The sequence below is a fragment of the Clostridiales bacterium genome (assembly GCA_014799665.1).
GTDB lineage: Bacteria > Bacillota > Clostridia > Christensenellales > Pumilibacteraceae > Anaerocaecibacter.
The window spans coordinates 185169-197495 of record JAAVHP010000012.1 but is presented as its reverse complement, the minus strand read 5'-3'; the positions used below and the strand labels follow the sequence as shown (position 1 = coordinate 197495).

The window sequence follows — 12327 nt, the reverse complement described above, 5'->3', positions numbered from 1 at the left end:
CAATACTCGCCAAAAATCAACGGGCAAGCCGAAAATTTTATATAAATTATTTTTGTCAATCCTATTGACAAACGCCTGTTTTTGTGGTAATGCTACCCATTCAAACCGAACGCGCGTTTAAGCCGATCGATTTGCTCGGCGGGTGCTTCGCCCATATACTGCGTTAAATAATAATCGAAGAACGCGCCCGCTACCGCTTTATTGCCCGCAACGACGGCGGCGCGGATCTGCAACGCCACGACCGCAAACTCGCAATTCGGCGATTTACTGAGAATTTCGAGCAGCGGCGTTGCGTAGTTTATCTTGCTTCTGTTTACGCACATAAACGCCGACAACCGCACGAGAAAATCGCGGTCGTCTTTTAGCCTTACTATAATACTTTTCACGACGGAAGTATAGCCGTTGTGCCGAGGCTTGATCTCTCCGCACACCGCGCCGATATAGTACGGGCTGTGCTTGCGCCGCAAAAATTTAAGCATACGATTACTGCGTTTGTTATCGCCCGCCGCGCGGCACGCAACGGCGGCCAGCGCGGCGTTTCGGTCGCTTTTGTCCACGTTATGGAAAGCATAATAATAATTACGCGCACACTCCGAATAATTGCCGAGCAAAAGCTGCGCATACGCACACACGGTATATCCGTACTCATCGGCGGGCACTAACCGCTTGTATTCTTCCGCATACCCCGCCACAACGAAATTCTCCTGCAACAGCGAGTTGATCTCGATAAGCAGTTTAAGCGCGGGAACGTACTCACGCTCTATCTCGCGTGCGCGCGCCGCGTACTCCTTCGCCGCCGAAAAATTTCGGCGGTCGAATTCTATCTTTGCCTTATAGTACCAATACTGCTCGAACCCTTCCTTTGCTGGATGGTTTTCGAGCGACGACAGCGCGTTATCGTACTCACCAAGCTCGATATAACAGCTCGCGGCGTCGAACAAGCTTTCATACGAACGAAACTCGTCGGCAAGCTCACCGTAAGCCTTTGCCGCCGCGCGGAAATCGCCCGTCGCCACACAGCATTCGGCGTACTTCATAACGGCGGTGGCGTCGTCGCGCCGCGCTGACTTCATCTGCTCCGCAACAGCCTTGGCTTTTTCCGCCTGCTCGGTCAAAAGATAAAGATCGATAAGCCGAACGTACGCGCCCGCGTAACAATCGTCGCCTGAGCCGAGCGCGGTCGTCATGACCGATATTGCGCGGTCGTAGTCGCCGCGCGCAATGTACAGCTCGGCAGCGTTGTCATACACCGACCAAAGATGCGCGAGCGAACGTCTGTTCGTTACGCTCTTGCTCGTCGCGATCGCCGCGGCATAGTCTTCGAGCGCGCCTATGCTATCGCCCGCCGCATGCCGCGCGTAGCCTCTTCGCGACAGCGCGTCGAGTAGCTCCGTCGGGTTCTTTGCGTGCTCGACCGCAACCGTCCATCGCGCGATATTATTCTCCTTATCGCTCTTGCTCGGGTCGTAAACGTAATCGCAGTCGATATCGAGCTCGATCTCCGCGCCGTCGTCGGGATATTCGATCATTCCGAAATCGATGATAATAGCCGTCGTACTGCCGTCTGCCGCTAAGCCCTTATAGCACTTATAGCACCCATCGCCCCAACCGCTCGAAAACACGGCAAACGATTTACCGAGCGTCTTGACTGTGGTATGCGTTTCGCCGTTAAGCACGATAAGCCCTGCGAGCGGATGCACCTCGTCGTTGATATGCGCGCGGTAGAGCTTGTAGTCATCGCTGTCGCACAAACAGCAAACGCCGCTAGATATTGCTATTGCTGCTGCGTCCGCATTGTGTACAAGCTTTGACAAATCGTCGGGCAGGACCGCGATTTCCCACTTGACCGCTTTTTCCTCGTTGAACCGAAGCCCCGCGTACGCCACGCGCTCGCCGTCGTCTGTCATGCACCCACAGTAAAACGGGAATGCGACGACGCCGCATTCCGCATTAAGAGGTTTAAAGCCCGACGCCGAGTACGCGTCGAAAAGCGCAACCTTTTTACTCGGGATCTGAATAAACCCGTACTCGGTATAGCTCAAATCCACGCCGTACACCCGCCGAGACGATATTGCCTCGCCGAAATCTATCGGTGCGGTTATTCGACTTTTGGGGATCTTGATTTTCATATAAATTCAGAATTCGGAATGTAGAACTCAGAATTATTGATTATTTAAATTAAGTCACCGCACAGCAATCATTAATTCTTAATTCTGAATTCTTAATTCCTAATTAACTTCTTGATACAGCTTATCTTTTACCGCAAGGAACTCTTTCCAGGACGTTTCGAACCTGTTCATGGCTTCCTCGGTGCGCTCCTTGCTGTTGAACGAGGTGAACCGCACCCAGCTCTTGCCGTTCTTGCCGAACCCACTGCCGGGCGTGCAAACGATCCGCGCTTTCTTTAACAGATAGTCGAAGAATTCCCACGAATCGATACCGCAGTTGAACCAGATATACGGCGCGTTTATTCCGCCCGTGTATTCGATTTTGAGCGCGTCGAACTTTTTGGTTATTATCTTCGCGTTGTCCTTATAGGTCGCGACCATGCGCTTGGTGTCCTCGTACCCGCCGCGCAGCGCGCGTTCCGCCATACGCTGAACGATATACGACGTACCGTTGAATTTGATCGACTGGCGATGCAGCCACATACGGTTCAGCGGCGATTCCATGGGTATGACCGTCCAACCGCATCTTACGCCCGTGAACCCCGCCATTTTGGAGAACGAGCAGAACTCGACGGCACACTCGCGCGAGCCCGTGATCTCGAATATGGAATGCGCAATATCATTGCCCTCGATATACGCTTCGTATGCCGCGTCGTAGAGTATGACCGCCTTGTTATCGAGCGCGTAGTCCACCCACGCTTTGAGCTGGTCCTTGGTGTACGCCGCGCCAGTCGGGTTGTTGGGCGAACAAATATATATTATATCCACCTTGGTTTTTTTGACGGGCGGCATTGCCAAGAACCCGTTGTCCTTGTTGGCGTCAACGTAGATTATTTTATGCCCCGAAAGCACGTTTGCATCCACGTACGCGGGATACACGGGATCGGGGATCATAACCGTATTATCCGCGTCGAACAGGTCGAGGAAGTTGCCTATCCCGTTCTTCGCGCCGTCGGTGACGAACACCTCGTCGGCATGGATTGATATCCCGCGAAGCTTGTAATAGTCGACTATTGCGTTTTTCAAAAACGCATAGCCGTCGTACGGACCGTAGCCGTGGAAGCCCGTCTTGGTGCTCATATCGGTCGCAGCTTCCTTGCACGCGTCAATGCACTTAGGCGAGAGCGGAAGCGTTACGTCGCCTATGCCGAGACTGATCAAATCTGCCGCCGGAAACTGCGCCTTGTACTGTTCGACGCGCTTAGCCACTTCGGCGAAAAGATAATTCTCTTGAAGATTTTTGAAATTTTTGTTAAGTTTCATGATAACACCCTTTGATAAGGAATTAACCCTTATTCTTAAATTTCTTCGCCGCGGCGATGAACTCGCGGAATATAGGCTGAGGCTTATTGGGACGGGATTTGAATTCGGGATGATACTGCACGCCGAGGTGGAAAAGATTGTTCGTTACCTCTACGGCTTCTATAAGATTGCCGTCGGGCGATTTGCCGGCGAGCGTAAGCCCCGCCGCCTGCATGGGCTCACGCAACGCGTTGTTGAACTCATAGCGGTGACGGTGACGTTCCCAAACGGAAGTAACGCCCTCGCCGTAGCAACGCGCAAGCGTGGTGTTAGGCTCGATCATGCACTCGTACGCACCCAAGCGCATAGTGCCGCCCGTGTTCTCGCACCCGACTTGATCTTCCATAATGTCGATGACCTTATGCTCGCTCGCAGGGTCAAACTCGCGCGAGTTGGCGTCGGTATAGCCGAGAACGTTGCGCGCGTACTCGATAGCGGCTATCTGCATACCCAAGCATATTCCAAAGTACGGCTTGTTGTTCTCGCGGCAATACTTAGCCGCCGTGATCATGCCCTCGATACCACGGTCGCCGAACCCGCCGGGCACGATAACGCCGTCGGCGCAGTCGAGATACTCGCCCACCGTCGCGTCGGTAAGCTTTTCGGCATCCACCCATCTAAGGTCGATTTTTACGCCGTTATGGATGCCGCCGTGCGTGAGAGCCTCCACGACCGAGAGATACGCGTCGAACATTTGAACGTACTTGCCGACGAGCGCAATGGTAACGCTGCCCTCGCGTGATTTCGCCATGTCGACCATGGCGCGCCAATCGTCGAGCTGGGGCGGCGTGTCGTTAAGATTAAGCTCGCGGGTAACTATCTCGCCTATACCGCTGTTAAGGAGCAGTAACGGCACTTCGTATAATAGATCGGCGTCGAGGTTCTCGATAACGCAGTCGGGCTCGACGTTGCACGACAGCGCGAGTTTTTCCCTAAGCTTTTCGTCGATGGGCTTGCTAGTTCTTAATACGATAAGATTAGGCGAAATGCCGAGGCTTCGCAAAGTCTTGACCGAGTGCTGTGTGGGCTTGGTCTTGACCTCGCCGCTCGATTGCATGGTGGGCGCGAGCGTGACGTGGACGAACAAGCAGTTCTCTCTGCCCACGTCGTTGCGAACCTGGCGAATAGCCTCGATAAACGGCAAGCTCTCGATATCGCCGACAGTGCCGCCGATCTCGGTTATTACCACGTCCGCGTCGATCTTTTTACCGACCGAATAAATAAACTTCTTTATTTGGCTTGTTATGTGCGGAATGACCTGAACGGTCTCGCCGTTGTACACGCCGTCGCGCTCGTTTTGGAGCACCGTCGAGTACACCTTGCCCGTCGTGAGGTTGGAGAACTTATTAAGGTTCTCGTCGATAAACCGCTCGTAGTGTCCGAGATCGAGGTCTGTTTCCGCGCCGTCCTCGGTTACGAACACCTCGCCGTGCTGGAACGGGCTCATTGTGCCGGGGTCTACGTTGATATACGGATCGAGCTTTTGCGCGATAACTTTAAGACCCTTGGACTTTAAGATAAGCCCGAGGCTCGCCGCCGTTATTCCCTTGCCGAGTCCCGATACGACCCCGCCTGTTACGAAAATATATTTTTCCATGATTTTCTCCTGTGTTTAATTAGGAATTAGGAATGAATGACTTGCGACTTCGTCGCTCTTTTATTATACCATGAGCGTAGCGAATCCGCAATTACTAATTACTAATTTCTAATTCCTAATTAAAGTCTTACCGTGCCGCGGAACACTTCGCACGCTTCCCCCGTCAAATACACCGCTTCGTCGGTGTAGCGGATAATAAGCTCGCCGCCGGGCAGTCTTACCGAGATATCGGTGTCCTTATCGCACTTGCCGTTAAGCACTGCCGCGACCGTAGCTGCGCATGCGCCGCTGCCGCAAGCCATTGTCTCGCCCGTGCCGCGCTCGTATACGCGAAGCTTTAAGTGCGTGCGGTCGATCACCTGCAAGAACCCGACGTTCACGCCCTCGGGGAACATTTCCTTATTGTCGCCTATCGCCTTGCCCCAGCCTTCGACGTCGCAGCCCATAACGTCGCTTACTATGACGGTGGCGTGGGGGTTGCCCATAGAGGTACAGGTTATAGAGGTCTTGCCGAGCGGAGTATTTATCTCGCGCGAGATAACGCTGTCACCGCTGAGGTTTACCGGCACTTTCTTGGGATCGAGTTCGACCGCGCCCATATCGACCTTGACCGAATTGACCTTGCCGTCGCGCGCGAACAGTTTGAGCTTTTTCACGCCAGACAGCGTGTCGACCGTAATATCGAGCTTGTCTGTCTTGCCGTAGTCGTAAAGGTACTTGCCTACGCAACGAATGCCGTTGCCGCACATTTTGCCTTCCGAGCCGTCCGAATTGAACATACGCATTTTCGCGTCGCATTTGTCGGACGGGTAAATGAATATCACGCCGTCGCCGCCTACGCTGAAATGTCTGTCGGAAAGATTGACGGCTACGCTCTCCATATTGCTTATGGGCGTTTTAAGGCAGTCTACGTAAATATAATCGTTGCCGCAGCCGTGCATTTTTATAAAGTTGAGCTTTTGCCGCTCTGTGCGCATATCGTTGATATCGACAAGCTCGGTATTGTACTGGCTGTAACGGCTTTTGAGCGCGCGCGCCAATGCGTTTGCCGTGTCGATAGCGGTAAGGCACGGTATGCCGCGCGTGACCGCTCTGCGGCGCAGCTGCACGTCGTCGTGCGTGGGGATCCTGCCGCGCGTCGAGGTAGATACGAGATAGTCTATCTTGCCCGAGTTGAGTAGGCTCATTGTGTTTTCGGCGTCGGGCAGCTCGTTCATCTTAGCCGCGACGGTGACCTTCATGCCGGAACGCCTGATGATCTCGGCAGTGCCCTCGGTCGCGTACAGCTCGAACCCGAGCTCGTAGTAGTTTTTAGCGACGCCGACTATCTCGGCTTTATCGCTGTTACGCACGGTAAGGAGTATGCCGCCGCTGCGCTTCATTTTGTAGCCCGCCGCGACCAAGCCCTTGTACAGCGCTTCGTCGAGCGTTTTGCCTACGCCGAGCACCTCGCCCGTCGATTTCATTTCGGGACCCAAGTGCGTGTCGAGGTCGGTAAGCTTCTCGAACGAGAAGATGGGCACCTTTACAGCAACGTACGGCGCGGACGGATAGAGCCCCGTGCCGTAGCCGAGCTTTTTGAGTTTTTTGCCGATCATGCACTCGGTGGCGAGCTTGATCATGGGCACGCCCGTGACCTTGGAAATGTACGGTATGGTGCGCGACGAGCGCGGATTGACCTCGATAACGTAGATCTTGCCGTCGCAGATTATATACTGAATATTGACGAGTCCCTTGGTGTTAAGCGCGGTAGCGAGCTGACGGGTGTACTCGATTATTTCTTCCTTATTCTTGTCGGAAATGTTCTGCGACGGGTAAACAGCTATACTGTCGCCGCTGTGAATGCCCGCGCGCTCGATATGCTCCATTATGCCCGGGATGAGGATGTCCTCGCCGTCGCATATCGCGTCGACCTCGATCTCGGTGCCCATAACGTACTTATCGATAAGAACGATATTGTCGGGGTTGCCGTCGAGTATGATCGACATATATTCTTTGACGTCCTCGTCGGAGAACGCTATTATCATGTTCTGACCGCCGAGAACGTACGACGGGCGAAGCAGTACGGGATAGCCGAGCGCGTTGCCGGCTTCGAGCGCCTGCTCGGTCGTCTTGACCGTCATGCCCTTCGGGCGCGCTATGCCGAGCTGCTCCAACAACGCGTCGAACCGCTCGCGGTCCTCCGCCGCGTCGATACTGTCGGCGGGAGTGCCGAGTATGCGCACGCCTGTTTCGGAAAGGTGCTTAGTCAGCTTGATAGCAGTTTGACCGCCGAACGCCACTACCACGCCGTACGGCTTTTCGGTCGCGATAACGTTATCGACGTCCTCCTCGGTGAGCGGCTCGAAGTACAGCCTATCCGCCGTATCGAAGTCGGTCGAAACAGTTTCGGGGTTGTTGTTTACGATAGCCACGTCGTAGCCGAGCTCTTTAAGCTCCCACACGCAGTGAACGGACGCGTAGTCGAACTCTATGCCCTGACCTATGCGGATAGGTCCCGAGCCGAAAACAATAACGCGCTTGCGGTCGCTCTTTGCGCTTTCTATATATTCCTTGGCTTCGTTCTCGTCGTCGTATGTCGAGTAGAAGTACGGCGTTTCCGCCTTGAACTCGGCGGCGCAGGTATCGACCGTTTTGAACACCGCCTTGCGCTTCATGGGAAGCTTCGAGCCCGATAGCTTTTCGAGCGCGCTGTCGAGATAGCCGAGCTTTTTGCCGTGCATATATTCGGCTTTTGTGATCGCGCGACCCGTGATAGACTTCTCGAACTCGACGAGGTTTTCTATCTTGCGCAGGAACCACATATCTATCTTGGTAATATCCGCTATCTTTTCAAGCGGCATACCACGCTTGACCGCTTCATAAAGTATGAACAAACGGAAGTCGGTTGCCGGCATGAGCATACTCTCTATCTCGGCGTCAGACAGCTTTTCGTAGTGTGGATTGGCGAGCGTGTCCGCGCCGAGCGCGCCGCGCACCGCTTTGAGTAAGCCCGCCTCGAAGCACGGCGCGATAGCCATGACCTCGCCCGTCGCTTTCATCTGTGTGCCGAGCGAGCGCTTGGCGTAAACGAACTTATCGAACGGCCATTTGGGAAGCTTGACTACGCAGTAGTCTATCGCCGGCTCGAAGCAGGCGCAGGTCTTGCCCGTAACGGCGTTCTGAATCTCGTCGAGCGTGTAGCCGAGCGCAATAAGCGCCGTGACCTTGGCGATCGGATAGCCCGTCGCCTTACTCGCAAGCGCGGAAGAACGCGATACGCGCGGGTTGACCTCGATAACGGCGTACTCACTCGATTTGGGGTCGAGCGCGAACTGACAGTTACAGCCGCCTTCTATTTTAAGGTGCGTAATTATATCGAGCGCAGCCGAGCGCAGCATTTGATAGTCTTTGTCCGAAAGCGTCATGGTCGGCGCAACGACTATACTGTCGCCCGTGTGAATGCCTACGGGGTCGAGGTTTTCCATCGAGCAAACGGTTATAACGTTGCCGAGCCTATCACGCATGACCTCGAACTCGATTTCCTTCCAGCCGTAAATGCTCTTTTCGATAAGCGTTTGGTGTATGGGCGAAAGCTCCAACCCGCCGCGCGCTATCTCGCGTAATTGCTTTTCGTTCTCGGCAATGCCGCCGCCCGCGCCGCCCAGCGTGAACGCGGGACGAACGATAACGGGATAGCCTATCTTATTGGCGAACTCGACCGCCGCCTCGACGTCCGTCACGACGTCGCTCGGTACGCACGGCTGATTGATTTCGAGCATCGCTTCTTTGAACAGTTCGCGGTCCTCGGCTTTGTCGATAGTTTCGGGACGAACGCCCAAAAGTCTTACGCCGTGCTCTGCAAGAAAGCCCGATTTGGCAAGCTCCATGGAAAGGGTCAAGCCAGTCTGTCCGCCGAGACCCGGAAGTATGGCGTCCGGCTTTTCCTGCAAAATAATGCGTTCAAGCGTCGGTACGGTGAGCGGCTCTATGTAGATAGCGTCCGCCATCGCCTTATCCGTCATTATCGTAGCGGGGTTGGAGTTGACGAGCACGACCTCTATCTTCTTCGATTTGAGCGTGCGGCACGCTTGCGTGCCCGCGTAGTCGAACTCCGCCGCCTGACCTATCGTTATAGGTCCGGAACCTATCACGAGTACCTTCTTAATGCTTTTATCCTTAGGCATGGTTTTCCTCCATCATAGCAACGAATTGTTTGAATAAGAACTCGGTGTCCTTCGGTCCGCCGCACGCTTCGGGGTGGAACTGCACCGAGAACGCGGGAACGGTCTTGTACTCGATACCTTCGACAGTCTTGTCGTTGGCGTTGATATAGCGCACGGTGCCGACCTCGGGCGAGAGCGTGTCCGCCTTGACGGCGTAGCCGTGGTTTTGGCTCGTTATGTACGTTTTGCCCGTCGTAAGATCTTTTACGGGCTGGTTCGCGCCGCGGTGACCGTATTTGAGCTTGATCGTCTTCGCGCCCATTGCAAGCGCCAAAAGCTGATGACCGAGGCATATACCGAATATGGGAATATTCTTTTTGAGAAGCTTTTTAATCTCCTCTATAACAGCCACGTTGTCCGCGGGGTCGCCGCCGCCGTTACTGAGCATTATGCCGTCGGGGTTAAATTTAAGCGCTTGCTCCGCGGTGGTGTTGTACGGCACGCGCACTACCGAGCAGCCGAACTTGATAAGCATACGCTCGATATTCTTCTTTGCGCCGAAGTCGTAAAGCACGACCCTGAACTTATGCGTATCGTCTATCGGGTTGAGCTCGACGGGTTCGGTGCACGAGGTATGCTCTACCGCGTCCTTTACCTTGTACTTTTTGAGCAGTGCGAGCTTAGCCGGCATATCTTTGAGATCGTCGCAGATCATGGCGTTCATTACGCCCATATCGCGTATCTTGCGGGTGATCGCGCGCGTATCTACGTCGGCGATACCGACTACGTTATTGCGTTTTAAGAATTCGTCGAGTTCTTCTTCCTTGCGGAAGTTAGAGCCGAACGAGCACAGCTCGCGCACTATGTACCCGAAAAGATATGGCTTATCGCTCTCGGCGTCGACCTCTATCGCGCCGTAGTTGCCTATCATGGGAAAGGTGTGCGTTATTATCTGGCCGTAGTAGCTCGGGTCGGTGAGCGTGGGGATATATCCGCTCATGGCGGTCGTGAAAACCGCCTCGCCTATCGCCGTGCCGTTTGCGCCTATTGCGGTACCGGTGAACACGGTGCCGTCTTTCATGATCAGGTATCTTTGCATAATCACCTCAGTTGTTTTTATCGAACGTGTTTTTGAGCATGGGCGTGACGGGCGCGGGATAATCGCCCGTGAAGCACCCTAAGCAGAATGATGTTTCTTCGGAAATAGCTTTAAGATTATCCAGCGACAGATATTCGAGACTGTCCGCGCCTATCTTTTCGCAAATGCCGTCTACGTCCAGATGATTGGCTATAAGGTTGTCGCGGTTGTCTATATCTGTGCCGAAATAACATTCGTACTTGAACGGCGGCGAGGAAATTCTCATGTGCACTTCCTTAGCGCCCGCACGCCGAAGCATTTTTATTATGCGCGTACTGGTCGTCGAACGCACTATCGAGTCGTCGATAAGTATTATGCGCTTACCCTCTACCGTCGCCTGAATGGGGTTTAGCTTGACGTTTACCGCGTTCTCGCGCTTGACCTGATCGGGCAGGATGAACGACCTACCCACGTACTTGTTCTTGACGAACGCAGGAACGATAGGTATGCCCGATTCGAGCGAATACCCCTGCGCCGCGACGAGCCCGCTGTCGGGCACGCCGCAAACGTAATCGGCTTCGGTCGGTCTTTGACGGTAGAGCGCGCGCCCCATTTGCTCGCGCGCCTTGTAAACGTTGATCCCGTCTATAACGCTGTCGGGGCGAGCGAAGTATATAAACTCGAACGAGCACAAGCCGCTGCGGCAGGCGTTATCGAGCATATGTGTTGTAATATTGCCTTTAAGGTCTACGCTCACCACCTCGCCCGCTTTCACGTCGCGGACGAACTCCGCGCCGAGCGCGTCGAGCGCGCACGTTTCGGAAGCGAACACGGTAGCCTCGCCCAATTTACCCATGCAAAGCGGTCTAAAACCGTTGCGGTCGCGGACGGCAATGAGTTTGTCCTTAGTTGCGATAACGAGCGAGAACGCACCCTCTACGCCGTTCATAGCGTTGACGATCGCGCGCTCCAAATCGTTCGTTTCGATCATGTTGCGAACGATAAGAATATTCAATATTTCGGTGTCGTTAGTTGTATGTAACACCATGCCCGACTGCACAAGGTCGCGACGGATGCTCGCCGAGTTTGTTAGGTTGCCGTTGTGCGCGAGTGCGAGCGAGATCTTGCTGTGGACCGTTTCTATCGGCTGGGCGTTCTCGATATTGCACGAGCCTGTCGTAGAGTACCGCACGTGTCCGACGGCTACGCGCGTATTGGCTACAAATTCGAGATAATCGGACGAGAAAACCTCGGACACAAGCCCCATGCCCTTCTTGCATTTGAGCGTGCCGTCGACGAATGTCGCTATACCCGCGCTCTCCTCGCCGCGGTGCTGCAACGCCATCAAAGCGCTTGCCGACAGCGGAACGCAAGGTATTTGTTTGGGCGAGATTATGCCGAACACGCCGCATTCTTCTTTGAGTTTTTCGTATCGCACGTTATGCCTCGTATGATTTAAGAATATCCATAGCCACTTTGCGACGCGTGGTGCGCGTCTCCATTGCTTTCTTCTCGATATATTTATGCGCCTGATCCTCGGTGTAGCCGAACGCGCGCATCAGCACGATCTTGGCGCGGGAAACGTATTTAACGTCTTCCAGCTTGGCGGCGAGCGCCTCGTTTTTGAGCTTTAACGCGCGCACGCGCGCATTTGCGACCGATATAAGCCTAACCGCTTCCACAAGCCCGTCTTTCGTTACGGGGCGGGACAGCGTTATTATGCCGCAATCGTTGAGGTCGGCTTCTATCTGCTCGGCGCGCGTCGCGTCGTCGATAAATATTCCGCCGCAGTCGTGGACCTCGGCAAGCGAGATCGCAAGCTCGTTGCCGTGCTCGTCGATAAGCCCGCTGTAAACGACGAACAGATCGAAAGGACGGCATAAGGACGCGCGCCGCGCCTCCGCGGCGGTCGAGCAAACCACGCAATTAAGGTTCTCGTGGTATAACACGTCGGAAAGCGCTTTCTGACGAGTCATTGTGTTTGCAACGATCAGTGCGTCCAAAGAAACTCCTTGTTGTCAGGGATCAGGGCTCAGG

Annotated in this window: 7 protein-coding genes; all 7 read right to left on the bottom strand. The window is 54.4% G+C overall.

The window, feature by feature from the left end:
* Positions 1–92: 92 nt before the first annotated feature.
* The 7 genes from HDT28_05695 to HDT28_05665 all read right to left on the bottom strand — a co-directional run bounded on the left by HDT28_05695 (position 93) and on the right by HDT28_05665 (position 12293).
* Positions 93–2129 (bottom strand): DUF4241 domain-containing protein, encoded by a 2037-nt coding sequence (locus HDT28_05695; protein MBD5132064.1) that lies wholly within the window; start codon positions 2127–2129, stop codon positions 93–95.
* Between the two features lie 99 nt (positions 2130–2228).
* Positions 2229–3431: an LL-diaminopimelate aminotransferase gene (locus HDT28_05690; protein MBD5132063.1), complete on the bottom strand. Its 1203-nt coding sequence runs from the start codon at positions 3429–3431 to the stop codon at positions 2229–2231.
* A 22-nt stretch (positions 3432–3453) separates the two neighbouring features.
* The gene (locus HDT28_05685; protein ID MBD5132062.1) at positions 3454–5067 is read right to left on the bottom strand and encodes a CTP synthase; all 1614 of its coding nucleotides are present in this window, start codon (positions 5065–5067) and stop codon (positions 3454–3456) included.
* 119 nt (positions 5068–5186) lie between these two features.
* Positions 5187–9233, bottom strand: a complete 4047-nt coding sequence (gene carB, locus HDT28_05680) for a carbamoyl-phosphate synthase large subunit (protein ID MBD5132061.1) — start codon at positions 9231–9233, stop codon at positions 5187–5189.
* Positions 9226–10311 (bottom strand): glutamine-hydrolyzing carbamoyl-phosphate synthase small subunit, encoded by a 1086-nt coding sequence (gene carA / locus HDT28_05675; GenBank protein MBD5132060.1) that lies wholly within the window; start codon positions 10309–10311, stop codon positions 9226–9228. Before carA ends, carB begins: the two co-directional genes overlap by 8 nt.
* Before the next feature lie 7 nt (positions 10312–10318).
* Positions 10319–11755, bottom strand: coding sequence for an amidophosphoribosyltransferase (locus HDT28_05670; GenBank protein ID MBD5132059.1), 1437 nt, complete (start codon positions 11753–11755; stop codon positions 10319–10321).
* The gene (locus tag HDT28_05665) at positions 11730–12293 is read right to left on the bottom strand and encodes an ANTAR domain-containing protein (GenBank protein MBD5132058.1); all 564 of its coding nucleotides are present in this window, start codon (positions 12291–12293) and stop codon (positions 11730–11732) included. The genes HDT28_05670 and HDT28_05665 overlap by 26 nt, the downstream gene beginning before the upstream one ends.
* Positions 12294–12327 lie beyond the last annotated feature (34 nt).